Here is a 14,594-nt window from a genome sequence, read left to right on the forward strand (position 1 = left end):
GGTCGCGGCGGCGGTCGATCTGCCCCGTCGTCACCGGATCCCGCTCAGGCGGGGAGCACCGGCACGGTCAGGCGGGGAGCAGCGGCACGGTCCGGCCGTCGCCCGCCGTCGGGCGACGCACCGAGGCCACGAGCGCCCGGTCGAGGCCCGCGGCCAGCTCCACCTCGGCGAGCACGGCCTCGCGCTCGGCGTCCGACCACGGGGCCGCGTCGAGCTGGGCCCGGTAGGTGTCCTCGAAGGCGGCGGGGTCGGCCACCTGGTCGAAGATCGTGAAGAGCACGCCGTTCGTGTCGAACCCGAACCGGTCCTCGAGCATCCGGGCCAGGGTGGGGCCGCCCGTCAGGTCCCCGAGGTACCGCGTGTAGTGGTGCGCGACGAACGCCCCGGGCGAGGTCGCCGCGACGGCGCACAGGCGACGGACGTACGCGGTGGTCGCCGCGGTCGGACAGCAGAGCTCGGACCAGTCCGGACCGACGAGGTACTCGAGGTCGGCGCGGATCGCGGGCATCCGGGTGAGCTGCGTCGTGACGAACGGTGCGGCGACCGGGTGGTCCGCCATCCGCTCGGCGGCACGCTCGAGGGCGTCGTACACGACGGCGTACTGGCCGAGCAGGTCGGCGTAGTCGGCGACGTCGCACTCCCCCGCGAGCAGGTCGTGGGCACCGCCGGTCCACACGGCCGGGTCCGCAGCGGTGCGGGAGCGCCGGCGCAGGAGCTCGGAGAACGGCGTCACGGTCGGACTCATGAGGTGAGGCTAACCTCAGTAGCTGGCAAGGTCGAGCACCGGAAGAGGAATCCCAGGATGAGTCCCAAGCGCACCCAGCACGTCTTCGTCGTCGACCGCACGGAGCACCTGTCCCCGCACATGGTGCGCGTCCACCTCGGTGGTCCGGCCTTCCGGGACTTCGTCGACGGGGCCGACCCGGACCGCCTCGCCGCCACGGACAAGTACGTCAAGCTCCTGCTCGCGCCGCCGTCGAGCGGCCTGACCCCGCCGTACGACCTCGAGGCGCTGCGCGAGACCCTGCCGAAGCACCAGCGGCCGGCGCGCCGCACCTACACGGTCCGGTCCGTCGACCACACCGCAGAGACCATCGCGATCGACTTCGTGCTGCACGACGACCACGGGCACGACGACCACGGGCGAGACGACCACCGGCCCGAGGACGGGCCCGGCGACCGGGGCCTCGCCGGCCCGTGGGCCGCCGCCGCACAGCCCGGCGACCTGCTCGCCCTGTCCGGGCCCGGCGGCGGGTACGCGCCGTCGACGGACCCGACCGTCACCCACGTACTCCTCGGCGACGACAGCGCGCTGCCCGCGATCGGCGCGGCCCTCGCCGCGATGCCCGACGACGCCCGCGGCGTCGCGCTCGTCGAGGTCGGCGGCGCAGCCGACGAGCAGCCGCTCGAGCACCCGGACGGGGTCGACCTGCGGTGGCTGCACCGCGACGCCACCGGCGCCGAGCCGGGCGCGCTGCTGGTGGCCGCCGCTCGGGCGCTGCCCCGTGCCTCCCGACCGGTGCAGGTCTTCGCGCACGGCGAGCGGACCGCGGTGAAGGCGCTCCGCCGCGTGCTGCAGGACGAGTGGGGCCTCGAGAAGGCGGAGATGTCCCTGTCCGCGTACTGGGCGCTCGGACGGGCCGAGGACCGGTTCCAGGAGGAGAAGCGCGAGCCGGTCGGCGTGATCTTCGCGGACTGAGCGACCCCGCTCCGTGCGTCGGCCGGGAGGCCCGGTGCGCGTCGGTGGCGCACGCTAGCGTCCGCCGGGTGGTCACCCCTCCTGCCGTCCTCGCCTGCTGCGTCCCCGGTTGCGACGCGCCGTCCGCGGACGGCTTCGCCGCCGTCCTGCCGCTCTGCGGCGGACACGTGACCCTGGTCGCCGAGGTCGCGGCGGAGCACGTCGGAACGGAGGACGCGCTGCCGGGCCCCTGCCCGGTCTGCGGGTCGCGCGTGGGCGTGCGCTGGCCGAGCGCCGTGCTGTGCGGGACGTGCGAGTGGCGGTGGGGCGACGTGCCGGACGGTGAACTGCCACCGCCGCGCGTCGACGTCGTCTACTACCTGCGGCAGCGCGACGACTTCGGCGACCGGGTGAAGATCGGCACGACCGCGAACCCGCGGCGACGGCTCGCAGCGGTGCCGCACCAGGAGCTCCTGGCGTTCGAACGCGGCGACCGGTCCGTCGAGCGACGACGGCACACGGCCTTCGCGGACGACCGGTTCCCGGGGACGGAGTGGTTCCGGACCACGCCGGCACTGCTCGAGCACGTCGCGCGGGTCGCCGCGGGCGTGGACGACCCGTGGGCGCTGCACGCCCGGTGGACGAGCGAGGCACTGGCGCTGCGCGGCTGAGGCCGGCTCCCGGTCCCTGCACGGCAGGGACCGACTCCCGTTCCCTGCGCGGACGTGTGCCGTGCGCGACGCGGGTCGTGGAGGTGCTGCGCGGAGGTGCCGCGCAGCACCTCGGGTCAGGCCGCTGCAGCCGTCGCGCGCTGCCGGTCTGCTGCCGGGTCGTCCCGCAGGAACCGGTCGGCGGTGCGCAGGGACAGCGCCATGATCGTCAGCGCGGGGTTCGCGATGACGGCACTCGGGAACACCGAGTTGTCGCAGACCCACAGGTTCGGCACGTCCCACGACCGACCCGCCGGGTCGACGACGGACGACCCGGCGTCGGAACCCATGCGCGCCGTGCCGATCGTGTGGGCGGTGCGTTCGAGCACCCGGACGTCGGTCCCGCCGGCGGCCTCGACGATGGCGGTCATCGTGCGGACGGCGTGGGCGCGGATCGCGTCCTCGTTCGAACCCGGCGAGAACGTCACACGGGCCCGCGGCACGCCGTGCTCGTCGAGGTCGTCGGAGAGCACGAGCCGGTTGTCGTCGTACGGCAGGCACTCGGCGTTGATGCCGACGCCGGCCGTCCGCGGGTAGTCGCGCATGGCCTTGACGAGCTCGGCACCGCGCAGCCCCCCGCCACGGACCAGGGTGGTCGCGAAGGTCAGCGGCTGGACGCCGAGGCTCTGGATCAGGTACCCACCGGCGAAGTCGGCGTCCGCGGGCCGGACGAAGTCCTCGGTGATGATCGACGACGGGTAGCCGCGGTACGACCGCATCGACTCGTCGAAGGTCGCCCACACCTGGGTCGCCCCGTGCGCCGTGAAGTTCCGACCGACCTGGCCGCTGCTGTTGGCCAGCCCGGTGTGCAGGAGCAGACGCGGCGTCTCCACCCCGCCCGCGGCCAGCACGAGGGACCGGCACCGCTGGCGGCGCTCACGGCCGTCGCGCGTGTAGAGCACGGCGCACACCCTGCCGTCGGCGTCGAGCTCGATGCCGTGCACGAACGACTCCGGACGGATCTCCGCGCCGAAGGCGACGGCGGCGGGCAGGTAGGTCGTGTCCATCGACACCTTCGCCCCGTTGCGGCAGCCCTGGTGGCACGACCCGCAGGACACGCACGCCTGGCGCAGCCCGTGGTGCTCCTGCACCCGGTCCTCGGTGGTCAGGGCGACCGGTGCGTCCGTCGCGGTGATGCCGAGCGCCGCGGTGCCGCGCATCATCATGTCCGACGAGGCGTTCCGCGCGGGCGGACCCATCCGGTACCGGCGGTCCGGGTCCCACGGGTAGTGCGCGGGGCCGGCGACGCCGACCTCGTGCTCGACGCGCTCGATGTACGCGGTGAGCTCGGCGTGGTCGATCGGCCAGTCCTCGCCCTGCCCGCTCTCGGTGCGCAGACGGAGGTCGTGCGTGCTCGGGCGCGGGGTGAAGGCGCCCCAGTGCAGGGTGGAACCGCCGACGCCGGTCCCGCTGTTGTTCGGACCGAAGGCCGTCGGAGCGGCACCACCGCTGATGCGTTCGTCCATCCAGTTGATGTCCGCCGGTGCCTCGACCTCGTCGGGCGTGTGGTCGCCGGGCTCGGTGTTCCGACCGGCCTCGAACGCGACGACGCTCAGGCCCTCGCGGGCGAGGCGAGCGGTCAGCGGGGCGCCGCCGGCACCCGTCCCGACGACGACGACGTCGACGACCTCGTCGTCCTGGTGGTGGCGCTGTGCGTCGAGTCTCATCGTCCTGCTCCCTCGGGTTCCCACGCTTCCCGCTGCCCGGCTCCGAGCAGCTGGAAGCCCTGCTTCCGGACGCCGTCGCCACCGTTGGCGAAGCCGTCGTAGTCGATCTCGGACATCGTGGCGGGGTGGGCGAGCCACTGCTTCACGAGGTCCACGCTGGCGTCCTCGAACCAGACGCGCAGCTGTTCTGCCCCGAGCGGGCCGTCCGACCGGTACCGGCCGGCGGCGACGTCCTCGAGCACCGCGGGCAGGTCGTCGGAACCGACCGTCGCGAGCACGTCCAGCGCGCCGCGGTAGGCGTCGGCGTCCTCCGGCATCCCGTCGGGCCGCCATCCGTCGCCCTGCCCGGCGGCGAGCTGACGGTCGACACGGAGCGCGACGTCCACCTCTCCAGGCCCTGCCTGCGGGACGACGATCCGAGCCACCGCCCGGAGCACGTCGAGCTGCTGCGGGGACAGGGCGTCCGGCGTCGCGGCGGGGTCGTCGGGCAGCGCGCGCACCGCGAGCACGCCCCGGGTCCGAGCACTCACCCGCGGCGAGGCGATCACCCGGGCCTGGTCGGCGGGGACGACCGGTCCGTGGGCGACACGCCGCTCCCAGAAGCTGCGCACGAGCGCGGCGACCTCCTGCGGGCGCTCCCACGGCAGCAGGTGCGCGGCGCCCGGTACCTCGTGCAGCTCGGCGGCGGGCCAGTGCGGCATCGTGAGGCGACGCTGCGCTCCGGCCGCCAGGTCGCCGTCCTCGGCGCCGGCGAGCACGAGCGCCGGGACGGGGTTCGGCTCGGCCGTCGTCGACCAGTCCTCCCGACTACCGCGGAGCAGCCAGTCGCGCCAGGCGCGCGGGTCGGTGCGGCGCACGTCCTGCACGGCCTGCTCGTGCCGGTCCGGGGGCAGCACGTCGGCGGTGTTCGCGTCGACGAACTCCGCCGCGTGGTCCGGCTCGATCGGCCCGTCCGCGGCCCACGAGAGCATCGCGTCGCGGCGGTCCTCGTCCATCGGCTCGGGAGCGAGGGGCGAGGCGGCGAGGAGGACGACGGCGCGGAGTCCGAACAGGCCGTTCGCGCCCGAGACCGTTCGGTCGGCGACGACCGTCGCGACCTTGCCGCCCATCGAGTGACCCATGATCGCCCACTCGGTGGCGCCGCTCGCCCCGATCGCCCGCTCGACGAGCACGGCCATCTCCTCGACGGTCGTGCCACCGGAGGCGGGGCTCCGCCCGAAGCCCGGCAGGTCGATGCCGACGAGGTCGAGGGTGCCGGCGAGCTCGGAGCGGAGGAGGGCGAACTCCTCCGAGCTCGAGCCCAGCGCGTGCAGGCAGAAGGCGGTCGCTGTCATCCTTCGTTCCTACCGTCCGGATCGCGCGGGACCCAGGCTCCTGTACCCCTGCGACGTACCCCGACGGGCGGTGTCAGGAGGACGTGCGCGGTTCGTAGACCGAGAGGAGCATCGCGGCACCCAGGCGAGCCACCCGTGCGGGCTGCGCCGACCGCTGCACGGCGGACTCCACCCGGGCACCCTCGACGAGCAACGAGAGCGCCTGCGCCACGTGCGACGGCACGCCGGCACGCGCGCAGAGCTGCGTCAGGTGTGCCTCGACGTCGGCGAAGTGCGCTCGCGCGAGCTCGGCGATCGCCGGGTCGGTGCGCCCGAGTTCCGCGTGCCCGTTGATGAACGCGCAGCCGCGCCAGCCCTCGTCGGCGAAGCACTGCTCCAGGTACCCGAACACCCCGAGGACCTCGTCCCGCGGATCGTCGGCGTCCCGAGCGATGCCGTCGAGTGCCCGTCGCCACGCGCCGTGCCAGCGCTGGAGCACGGCGATGACGAGCTCCCGCTTCGACGGGTACGCGGCAGTGAGCTCGTCGCGCGTGAGTCCGGCCTCGTCCGCGACGTCGTCGAGCGTCACCGGGGTGACGCCGTGCCGTGTGAACAGGGTGTCCGCCGCGGTCGACGCCCGGCGTTGTGTCGGGGACTCACGGACGGTGGGGGTCAGGGTGAGGAGGGTCATGTGCCTTCTGCAGGGTCGGGACCGCGGGTGGCGCGAGCCTACTGGCCCGACACGCGAGCGGCGTCGAGGGCCTCGGCGAGCAGGGCTCGCATGTCGATCGGCTGCGTCGGTGCGTCGGCGGCGGCCGACCGTCGGACCGGCAGCACGGTGTCGGCGACCGAGTGGTCCGCCCCGGGCAGCGCGCGGGTTCCGCGGGAGAGCCGCGACCCGCGGATGCCGAGTTCGTTGCGCGGGATGCTCATGCGGACAGTCCCAGCAGGATCGCTGCGGACGCGGCGACGGTCACCGAGAGCAGACCGGTCGACACCGCGGCGATCTGGAGGCCACGCTGTCGGCGGGCCTCCACCACCTCGGCGAACCGCGGGGTCGTGCGACCGATCCCGGCGGCGCGGGCGGTGGTGGGTCCGGTGTCCAGGTCGGTGGCGATGATGGTCACGGTCGTCGTCCTCGGGTCTCCGGGGGGCCGGCCGATCCGGCACCCGTCCACCGAGGACGCTAGGAGACCGCGGCGCCGGGCGGACGCCGACCGGGCGACGACGACGAAAGACGGACGTCCGGCAGTCCTCGTCCGACGATCTCCGGACATCCCTGCTGTGCGGACCACGTCGTCCACCCCCGGACCGGGGACACCGGTGTCCGGACAGCGCCGCGTCCGGCGGACAGAATGCACGGGACCCATGAACCCGATCACGCCGCCACGCATCGACGTCGAGACCCAGAGCTCCGACCTCGACGAAGCCCGCGACTTCCTCGCGACCGCCTACGCGGGGAACGAGTGGAGCGCCGACGCGACCGGACAGCCGTTCGCGTTCCGCTACTCGGCGGTGGGGGACGCCGCGATGTCGCTGCGGTCGATCCGCTTCGACGGCCACCTCGAGGGCGTCATGACGCCGTCCGACGACTTCGTGGTGCAGTGGACGACCCGCGGCACCGCTGCGATCGAGTCGGGAGACGCCCGGATCGTGATGGAGCCCGGTCGACCGCAGCTCTGGCCGCAGCAGGGCGCCGCGTTCTCGTACGACGACTACGACCAGCGCATCGTCCAGGTCAACCGGAGCGCCCTCGAGGAGGTCGCCGGTGAACGCGGGACCGCGCCCGGGCAGCTCGTGCTCGACCACACCGTCCGACCGGACGAGCGGGGGATGCGCGTCTGGCGGAGCAGCGTCCAGCTCATCTCGCACACCGTCCTCGACCGCCGTGCCTCCCCGCTGCTGCAGGCCGAGATGGGTCGGCTCGGGGCGCTGGCACTGCTGGAGCTGTACCCGATCGTCAGCGCTTCGCTGCCGGACGAGCTGCTGCTCCCCCGCAACGCGCACGTCCGACGAGCCGTCGAGTACGTCCACGAGCACGCGCACCTGCCGATCACGAGCACCGACCTGGCGCGGGTCGCGTCACTCAGTCTCCGCGCCCTCCAGACGGCGTTCCAGCGGACCTTCGAGCTCTCGCCGAACGCGTACATCCGACAGGTCCGGCTCGACCGCGTGCGCGAGGCGCTGCTCGCCGGCGACCCGGCGACGACGAACATCGCCGAGGTCGCGCGCGAGTGGGGGTTCGCCCACGCGGGCCGCTTCTCCGCGACTTACCAGCAGCGCCACGGCGAGTACCCGCGTCAGACCCTGCGCCGATCCGGCCGTCAGCGCGCGTAGGCGTCGACGAAGAGCGCTCCGCGGAGGTCCCGCAGGGTGTCGACGAGCCGCTCGATCGTGCGCCCGGAGATGCCGGACACCTCGAGGTCGTACGGACCGAGCGCCGGCAGGCGGCCGGTGCGGATCCGTACGACCTCCCACCCGACGGCGCGGACGGCACGGTCCTTCCGCCGGTCGGTCTCCTGCCGGGGTCCGACGTGCTCGAGCCCGTGTCGGCCCGTGCTGTCGTACTCGATCGCGACGCGCAGCTCCGGGAGCACGATGTCCGGCCAGGCCTCGACGTGGTCGAAGAACGGGCGGTCGAGCCGGATGGCCGTGTGGTCGAACGTGAAGGCGAACCGGTCGCGCAGCACCTGCCGCAGGTCGGCCTCGACCGCCGACGCCGGCGCGGGGGCGCACACGCTCGTGAAGGAGTCGCCCGACGGGACCCTCGGTGTCTTCGGGCAGATCGACCGCGGGACCGGCTGCGACGACCGTGCACCGCTCGCCCGTGTCGAGCGTGCGCCCGACCGTCCCGCAGCACGAGCCCCCGATCGGGACGACGCCACCGCACCGGTCGGCACCCGGCCCACGCCGGGGACCGGGCCTCGCCCCGGAGCCGACGGGAGCGTCCGGCGGCCGCTGACCCGCTCCGCCCGCTGCGGCGGCGGGACCGCTGCCGGCCAGTCCTCGGGGAGCACCGGCCACCGCTGCGGTGCCGCCTGCAGGTGGCACTCGGGGCACCAGACGGACCGTCGGCGCTCCCGCCCGGGTCGCGACCGCTGCTCGGCGGGTGTCGCGACGAAGACGTGACCGACGTCGCACTCCCACGTCAGCAGGACCTCGGCCGCGGGCGGCACCTGCGTGAGCACCACGCCGTGGTTCCACTCCGGGTGGTACTGCCGCACGAGCACGGGGTACGACGCCCACGCCGAGCGGAACTCGCCGACGGCGTACGGTACGGCGGTGCCCCGCGACCACTGTCGCCGTCGCCACCACGCGTCCACCGGTTCGACCACGCCGTCACCGTAGGGAGCACCTCCGACACCGCGACTGCCGAGCCGTCGGGCGCCCGGGCCTGGTCAGCCGTCGAGCGCGTTCCGGACGTACCCGACGACCGCGTTCGCGTGCCCGTGGCCGAACCCGTGCTCGTCCTTCAGCCAGGCCACCACCTCCGCGTGCCGGTGCCCGTCCAGCTGCTCGGCGACCAGGTCGAGCCAGTCCTGCACGGGGCGCCCGTAGGTCCGCTCGATGCTCGGGAAGTACGAGGCGGGGCCCTTCGGCTGCGACCCGTCCTCCGGCGGCTCCGGAGCGGTCACGCGGCGTGTCGTCATGGCCGCCAGGGTAGCCGTGGTCGCAGGACGTGCGGACGCCGGCGCCGCCGCCGTGGCCTCAGCGGAACCCGTCGTCCCGCCGGCTGCGGTGCAGGGTGTCGCTCGGGTGCTCGCCGAAGCGGTCGGCGTACGCGGCGGCGAACCGACCGAGGTGCGCCCACTGCCACCGGCGCGCGACGTCGGCCACCAGGAGGTCCCCGCCGGACGTCTCGAGCTCCCGTCGGGCACCGTCGAGCCGCTCCGCCCGGAGCCTGGCCATCGGCGACTCCCCGAACCGACGGTGCATCGCGTTCTGCAGTCCCCGCTCGCTGATCCCGACGGCGTCCGCGATGTCCCGGAGCGTGACCGGCTGGTCGGCGTGCGCGCGGATCCACTCCGCTGCGCGCGCGGCGGAGCCACGGCCGGTCGGCGCGACGGCCGGCAGGACCGGGAAGGCCGCCACGACGGCGTCGGCGATCTCCGCGTTGATCGTCTGTCGGACGGCGTCGGCGAGCGCGGCGTCCATGACCGGTCCACCGTGCGCACGGATCACGGCACGCAGGGCCCGCCGCGCGGACTCGTCCGGGGACTCCGGCGCGAGGACCACCGGCCCGGTCGGCAGGTGTCCCCTGCGCACGAGCGCGCGACGGAGCACGCGGTCCGACAGGTGGACCATCGTGATCGTGCGGACGTCCGCCGTGAAGGCGTAGCGACGCGAGGCGGTGAGCAGGACCGGTGCACCCGGCTGCACGGCGAGCGGGTCGCCGCCGTCGAGGTCCTCGATGGTCGCACTGCCGTCCCCGATCCAGAAGACGATGTGCTCGTCGCGCGGCTGCATGACGCCGGCCCGCGTGCCCTGGACCTCGGCCCGGCGGACCGAGACCTCGGCGTCGCCCGCGCCGAGGTAGCGGAAGGTGTCGAGCGCGCTGTCGATCCCGCCGGCGGTCCCGTAGATCTCGTCGAGTTCGTCACCCCGGTGCTCGCTGACCGCCTCCACGCGGAAGCGTCGGAACGTGGGGTGCTCCGTCCCTCGTGCCTGCCCAGTCACGATCGCATGGTCTCAGGACCGGCGGCCGGTGTGCGCTTCCCGGACAGCGTGTCCCGGTGTCGGAGTCGCCGTCCGTGCACCTCCGGACGGCCGAGGGCGGACGGCGGACGGCGGACGGCGGACGGCGGACGGCGGAGCGTGCGGACGGGTCACCACCGGATGCGGGCGAACTCCTCGCGCAGTCGCCGCGCGCGACCGGGGTGCACCTGCTCGACCCAGCCGATCCGGCCGAGCAGGTGCGCGCGGAGGTCGGGGTGCCCGGCGCGGTCCTGCGACGCCGGGCCGTGGACGACGCAGTTGTGCAGGACGGCGTGCAGCCGGTCGACCTCACGGCGACCGGGCGACGGCCGCTCGTTGACGACGACCCCCGTGACCGACTGCCGGCTCCCCCGCCTCCGGACCCGGCTCTTGCGGGGGTTGAGCCGGTACCCCTGCTCGGTCACGATCCGCTCGACGCCGCGCAGGAAGGCGTCGGGTCGGGCGGCCAACCGGTGGTCGCCGCTGAAGGTCAGGTCGTCGGCGTAACGGGTGTACCGGGCACCGGTCGCTCCCGCCCAGCCGGCGAGGCGGGCGTCGAGGTGCCGCAGCGCCGTGTTGGCGAGGGCCGGCGACGAGGGCGCGCCCTGTGGCAGGTGGGCGACGGCGAGGGCCTCGCGCAGCGCGGCTCGTTCCTCGGGACTCCCGCCGGCGGGCATCGCGGTGAGGACGTGGGGCGGGACCCGGTGGGTGCAGAGCCCGGTCAGGACGTGCGCGAGCGGTTCCGCGTAGCCGGCGGACCGGAACACGCCGTAGACCGTCGGGGCGGTGACGCTGGCGAAGAACGTGGTCAGGTCGGCGCTGAGCACGACGTGCTGCCCGGTGTGCACCGCGGCGCCGGTGACGACGCTCCGTCCCGCCACGAACCCGTGGGCGGCGTCGTGCACCGGGAGCCGGACCAGCAGGCCGTCCAGGACGGTGCGCTGCGTCCGGCGGAGCAGGTCCATCGGCTTCTCGAGCAGGCGCGGTACCCGTCCGGGCCGGACCACCCACTCGTGCCGGACGTGGTGGAGCGGACTGCCCGCCGGGGCGTGCCGGTTCCACGCCCGGGTGTCGGCGAGCCAGAGCAGCCGACCGACGGTGACGTCGAGCGCCCGGGCGAGCTCCGGGAGCGTGTCGACGAGCAGCGGGCTCTCGGTTGCGGGGCGTGCGCGGACGGCGGTGACCGGACGGGCGAGCACGCGGACCGGACGCCGGGCCTCGCGGGAGCGGTGCAGGGCGGCGAGCCGGGGCGCCGCGGCGAGCACCTGGGCGAGCTGGCGGGGTGCGTCGACGGGCGGTCGCGGGTAGGTGTCGAGCGCCGCCCCGACGGCTCGTCCCACGTAGGCGCGGTCGACGCCGACCACGGCGTAGCCGGCGGCGGTCAGGTCGTCGACGGCCCACGAGTCGGCGGTGAGGAAGGCGTCGGCGAGCGCCGTCGCCACGACCTCGAGGGGCGTGGGGTTCCCGGAGGACCCGTCGGCGCCTCCGTGCGGCGTCGCGCGCGGAGCGCGCCGTCCCGCTCGGGGCGTGTCGTCCTGCTGGTCCTGCGTGCCCCGGGGTGACCCCGGAGAGGTCGACGCGTCGCGCGCGTCGGCCGCCTCCCCCGGGAACTCCACGCGGTCACCCTACGGCGAGCGACCGACGGACGGGAGGCGCGCGGCCGGGCAGCCACGCGCCTCCCGTCCGGCTCCGGTCCCGCTAGCGACGTGGGCGGCCGAGCAGGACCGTGCCGACCACCGCGGCGATGCCCGCCCAGACGAGCGGACGCGTCACGCGGCGGCGCTTCGCCACCCAGCCGCCGTCGGTGGCGTTGTGGGCGTCGGCGGGCTCGTACAGGTTGCCGTCGCTCGGCACGCCCTTGCCCCGGAGCGCGAACGTCTCCACCATCGGCTTGGTGATCTTGTGGAACAGTCCCGGGAACACGTACTGCAGCGGCACGAGCGACGCCTGGATCCGCCCGACGAAGCGGTAGCGCTTCGGGTGCAACGCGGCGCGGACGACGGCCCGACCGGCGCGCTCGACCGACACCGTGGGCGGCAGGGGGTGCGAGGTCTTGCCGGTGTAGTTCGCCCCGTTCTGGTAGATCGGGGTGTCGATCGTCGAGGGGAGCAGGGCGGTGAACCGGATCCCGGTGCCCGCGTACTCGTCGCCGAGGACGTCGACCAGACCGAGTGCGGCGTGCTTGCTCGTCACGTACGCCGACTGGTACGGCGCGGAGAGCAGCGACTGGATCGACCCGACGAGCACGTACGTCCCCGTGCCGCGCTGCTTCCAGTGCGGCAGCAGCGCGGAGATCGCGTGGAGGTGCCCGTACAGGTTCGTGTCGACGACGCGCTTGAACGCCTTCGTCGGGGTCTGCTCGAAGAGCCCGTAGACGAAGAGCGCCGCGTTGCCGACGAAGACGTCGATCCGGCCGAACCGTGCGGTGGTGGTGGCGACGAGGTCGCGCACGGCGTGCTCGTCGGCGACGTCGGTCGGGATCGCGACCGCCTCGGCGCCGAGTGACCGGCACTCGGCCGCGGCGGCCTCGAGGCTGTCGTGGCTGCGAGCGGCGAGCACGAGGGTGGCCCCCTGTCGGGCGAACTCGTGCGCCGCGGCCCTCCCGATGCCGCTCGATGCTCCGGTGACGACGACGATCTTCCCGCGGAACCGTTTGGTCATGACCTCGTTGCTACCCGCGACCGGCTGCGACGACGCCCAGGCCGAGTGCGGTCGCCCCACGGCTTCCCGGACGTGCCCGGGGGTGCGACGATGGGCGCATGCCGAAGGACGAGCTGACGGTCGAGGAGGCGACGGCGATCGCCGAGCACGCCCGGTCCGGGGCGCTCCCGCTCGAGGACCCCGAGGTGCGCCGCGTCGTCGAGCAGGCGAACCGGACGCTGGTCCGGGCGCAGATGTGGGGCGAGGACCGCAGCCCCAGACTGCGCCGGCGGCGGCGGTGGCTCGCCGCGGGCGCGCTGGTGATGGTCCTCGTCTGGGTCGCCGGGCTGCTCGTCCCCCTCGCCTTCCGTCTCGGCCTCTGAGACCGGCGGTCGACCGACGCGCGAGCGCGGGCGCGTCGACCGATCGTCGTGTGAGCCGCGTCGCGTGAGCGCGGCTCAACACGCCCGGCCCTCGGAGTGGGGTTGCCCGGAACACCCCGTCCGGGTTGACTCGACCGCGTGACGAGCACCGCGGACCGCCCCTCGTCGACGCCGACGTGGACGATCAGCGTGCGCGACGACACCGGTCCGATCGTGCTCGGCGGCCTCCGGACGTCGTGGGCTCCGCTGGCGAAGCAGACCATCATCGCCGCGCTGATCGTCGGGGCTGCCGTGGGGAGCACCTTCTCCCCGTGGCTCGAGGTCACCGACGCCCCGCTGATGTGGAGCGGGGTCGCGATCGCCCTCCTCGGCCTGGTCTTCGCCGCCGTGGCCGTGCGCTCGTCCGCGGCGATGCGGGTCGAGCTGCTCGTCCCCGCGATCGACTTCGTCGCGGTCGGCTTCCTGCGCTACGGCACCGGCGACGCCGCCTCGGTCTTCACCGCGATCGTGGTGCTGCCCGTGGTGTGGGTCGCCGCGAACCCCGGGCGACGGCACGTGGTGTGGCCGGTGCTCGGCACGACCGGCACGCTGCTGCTGTCCTACGCGATCTCCCCGACCGAACCGCGGCCGAGCGAGCTCGTGCGGCTGTTCATCGTCGTGTTCGTGTTCGGGGCGACGGCTGCCGTGACGAACGAGCTCGCGCGGCAGGCCGGCCTCCAGCTCGCCGCGGTGCAGCGCCGGCGTCGGGTGGCCGAGGGCGAGATCGACCGCGCGGCCCTCGTGCAGCAGTCGCTCCTGCCGACGACCGCCGCGGGGCTGCCCGGGGAGCTCCGCGCGGTGGGCGTGTGCATCCCCGCGCGGACGGTCGGCGGCGACTTCTACGACTGGTTCCCCACCCCCGACGGCGCCGCCTTCACCCTCGGCGACGTGATGGGCAAGGGCGTCGGCGCGGGCATGATCGCCGCCGCCGTCCGCTCGCTCATCCGCAGCACCGTCGATGAGTCCGACCCCGCGGTCGCCGTCCGCCGCGCCGCGACCGGGCTCGCGACCGGGACGTCCGACCTGACCAGCGGACAGTTCACGACGTGCTTCCACGTGCGGGTCGACCGTGACGGGCACGCCCGGTGGGTGGACGCCGGGCACGGGCTGACGGTGCTTCGGAGCGCCGACGGCACCGTCCGCCCGCTGCGGTCGGCGCACCTGCCGATCGGTGTCGGCACGAGCTGGACCGCCGAGGACACCTCCCTCGAGCCCGGCGACGTCATCGTGGCCGTGAGCGACGGCGTGCTCGACCTGTTCGGCGGCGACCTCGACTCGCTCGACCGCTTCGAGGCGTGGGTGGCGGAGCGGGACCACCCGCAGCAGGTCGTCGACGGCATCGCCGAGCTCGCGCACGCCGACGAGCACCCCGACGACGTCACCGTGCTGTGCGTCGGCTACGTCCCCTGAGCGGACCGACCCCTCGTCGCGACCGCGGTCCGGCGCGCGTGTCCCTCGAAGTGTGGACT

The 14,594-nt window shown here is 74.5% G+C and carries 16 protein-coding genes; 5 read left to right on the plus strand and 11 right to left on the minus strand.

Annotation, left to right across the window (positions count from 1 at the left end; translation table 11 throughout):
- Positions 1–67 precede the first annotated feature (67 nt).
- On the minus strand, positions 68–745 hold the full coding sequence (locus J2X59_RS06545) for a biliverdin-producing heme oxygenase (RefSeq protein ID WP_066654006.1): 678 nt from the start codon (positions 743–745) through the stop codon (positions 68–70).
- Between the two features lie 57 nt (positions 746–802).
- On the opposite strand from J2X59_RS06545, the gene J2X59_RS06550 reads away from it, so the two are divergent.
- Both J2X59_RS06550 and J2X59_RS06555 read left to right on the plus strand, forming a co-directional pair.
- The gene (locus J2X59_RS06550) at positions 803–1,699 is read left to right on the plus strand and encodes a siderophore-interacting protein (protein WP_326496120.1); all 897 of its coding nucleotides are present in this window, start codon (positions 803–805) and stop codon (positions 1,697–1,699) included.
- Positions 1,700–1,767: 68 nt separating this feature from the next.
- The gene (locus tag J2X59_RS06555; RefSeq protein ID WP_374191715.1) at positions 1,768–2,349 is read left to right on the plus strand and encodes a GIY-YIG nuclease family protein; all 582 of its coding nucleotides are present in this window, start codon (positions 1,768–1,770) and stop codon (positions 2,347–2,349) included.
- Positions 2,350–2,465: 116 nt separating this feature from the next.
- Here the strand turns inward: J2X59_RS06555 and J2X59_RS06560 are convergent, their stop codons facing one another.
- The 5 genes from J2X59_RS06560 to J2X59_RS06580 all read right to left on the minus strand — a co-directional run bounded on the left by J2X59_RS06560 (position 2,466) and on the right by J2X59_RS06580 (position 6,495).
- Positions 2,466–4,055, minus strand: coding sequence for a GMC family oxidoreductase (locus tag J2X59_RS06560; RefSeq protein WP_326496121.1), 1,590 nt, complete (start codon positions 4,053–4,055; stop codon positions 2,466–2,468).
- A complete protein-coding gene (locus J2X59_RS06565; RefSeq protein ID WP_326496122.1) occupies positions 4,052–5,389 on the minus strand; it encodes an alpha/beta fold hydrolase in 1,338 nt (445 codons plus the stop codon). The genes J2X59_RS06560 and J2X59_RS06565 overlap by 4 nt, the downstream gene beginning before the upstream one ends.
- A gap of 73 nt (positions 5,390–5,462) precedes the next feature.
- Positions 5,463–6,059 (minus strand): TetR/AcrR family transcriptional regulator, encoded by a 597-nt coding sequence (locus tag J2X59_RS06570; RefSeq protein ID WP_209682906.1) that lies wholly within the window; start codon positions 6,057–6,059, stop codon positions 5,463–5,465.
- 38 nt (positions 6,060–6,097) lie between these two features.
- Entirely contained in the window at positions 6,098–6,301 is a 204-nt protein-coding gene (locus J2X59_RS06575; protein WP_066653993.1) for a hypothetical protein, read from the minus strand.
- A complete protein-coding gene (locus J2X59_RS06580) occupies positions 6,298–6,495 on the minus strand; it encodes a hypothetical protein (protein ID WP_066653991.1) in 198 nt (65 codons plus the stop codon). Before J2X59_RS06580 ends, J2X59_RS06575 begins: the two co-directional genes overlap by 4 nt.
- Positions 6,496–6,736: 241 nt before the next feature.
- On the opposite strand from J2X59_RS06580, the gene J2X59_RS06585 reads away from it, so the two are divergent.
- Positions 6,737–7,705, plus strand: coding sequence for an AraC family transcriptional regulator (locus J2X59_RS06585; RefSeq protein WP_326496123.1), 969 nt, complete (start codon positions 6,737–6,739; stop codon positions 7,703–7,705).
- Here the strand turns inward: J2X59_RS06585 and J2X59_RS06590 are convergent.
- The 5 genes from J2X59_RS06590 to J2X59_RS06610 form a co-directional block, all read right to left on the minus strand.
- Entirely contained in the window at positions 7,693–8,703 is a 1,011-nt protein-coding gene (locus J2X59_RS06590; protein ID WP_326496124.1) for a hypothetical protein, read from the minus strand. The two genes, J2X59_RS06585 and J2X59_RS06590, sit on opposite strands and share 13 nt — an antisense overlap.
- 63 nt (positions 8,704–8,766) lie before the next feature.
- Positions 8,767–9,018, minus strand: a complete 252-nt coding sequence (locus J2X59_RS06595; protein WP_326496125.1) for a DUF4287 domain-containing protein — start codon at positions 9,016–9,018, stop codon at positions 8,767–8,769.
- Positions 9,019–9,076: 58 nt separating this feature from the next.
- Positions 9,077–10,045, minus strand: a complete 969-nt coding sequence (locus J2X59_RS06600; protein ID WP_144411287.1) for a helix-turn-helix transcriptional regulator — start codon at positions 10,043–10,045, stop codon at positions 9,077–9,079.
- 149 nt (positions 10,046–10,194) lie between these two features.
- On the minus strand, positions 10,195–11,679 hold the full coding sequence (locus tag J2X59_RS06605) for a reverse transcriptase family protein (protein ID WP_326496126.1): 1,485 nt from the start codon (positions 11,677–11,679) through the stop codon (positions 10,195–10,197).
- Positions 11,680–11,761: 82 nt separating this feature from the next.
- Positions 11,762–12,724 carry an SDR family NAD(P)-dependent oxidoreductase gene (locus J2X59_RS06610; protein WP_066658122.1) on the minus strand — a complete coding sequence of 321 codons (963 nt, stop codon included), beginning with the start codon at positions 12,722–12,724 and terminating at the stop codon, positions 11,762–11,764.
- Between the two features lie 98 nt (positions 12,725–12,822).
- Here J2X59_RS06610 and J2X59_RS06615 point away from each other — a divergent pair, with 98 nt between their 5' ends.
- Positions 12,823–13,086 (plus strand): hypothetical protein, encoded by a 264-nt coding sequence (locus tag J2X59_RS06615; RefSeq protein WP_066653980.1) that lies wholly within the window; start codon positions 12,823–12,825, stop codon positions 13,084–13,086.
- Between the two features lie 138 nt (positions 13,087–13,224).
- Positions 13,225–14,535: a PP2C family protein-serine/threonine phosphatase gene (locus J2X59_RS06620; protein ID WP_326496127.1), complete on the plus strand. Its 1,311-nt coding sequence runs from the start codon at positions 13,225–13,227 to the stop codon at positions 14,533–14,535.
- Positions 14,536–14,594: the final 59 nt, after the last annotated feature.

Source organism: Curtobacterium sp. 260 (assembly GCF_030803485.1).
Classification (GTDB): domain Bacteria; phylum Actinomycetota; class Actinomycetes; order Actinomycetales; family Microbacteriaceae; genus Curtobacterium.

Bases quoted from the DNA above. Each gene is read 5' to 3' on its own strand.
- J2X59_RS06545 (WP_066654006.1), bottom strand. From the start codon at position 745: ATGAGTCCGACCGTGACGCCGTTCTCCGAGCTCCTGCGCCGGCGCTCC.
- J2X59_RS06615 (WP_066653980.1), top strand. From the start codon at position 12,823: ATGCCGAAGGACGAGCTGACGGTCGAGGAGGCGACGGCGATCGCCGAG.
- J2X59_RS06570 (WP_209682906.1), bottom strand. From the start codon at position 6,059: ATGACCCTCCTCACCCTGACCCCCACCGTCCGTGAGTCCCCGACACAA.
- J2X59_RS06550 (WP_326496120.1), top strand. From the start codon at position 803: ATGAGTCCCAAGCGCACCCAGCACGTCTTCGTCGTCGACCGCACGGAG.
- J2X59_RS06575 (WP_066653993.1), bottom strand. From the start codon at position 6,301: ATGAGCATCCCGCGCAACGAACTCGGCATCCGCGGGTCGCGGCTCTCC.
- J2X59_RS06595 (WP_326496125.1), bottom strand. From the start codon at position 9,018: ATGACGACACGCCGCGTGACCGCTCCGGAGCCGCCGGAGGACGGGTCG.
- J2X59_RS06565 (WP_326496122.1), bottom strand. From the start codon at position 5,389: ATGACAGCGACCGCCTTCTGCCTGCACGCGCTGGGCTCGAGCTCGGAG.
- J2X59_RS06560 (WP_326496121.1), bottom strand. From the start codon at position 4,055: ATGAGACTCGACGCACAGCGCCACCACCAGGACGACGAGGTCGTCGAC.
- J2X59_RS06610 (WP_066658122.1), bottom strand. From the start codon at position 12,724: ATGACCAAACGGTTCCGCGGGAAGATCGTCGTCGTCACCGGAGCATCG.
- J2X59_RS06585 (WP_326496123.1), top strand. From the start codon at position 6,737: ATGAACCCGATCACGCCGCCACGCATCGACGTCGAGACCCAGAGCTCC.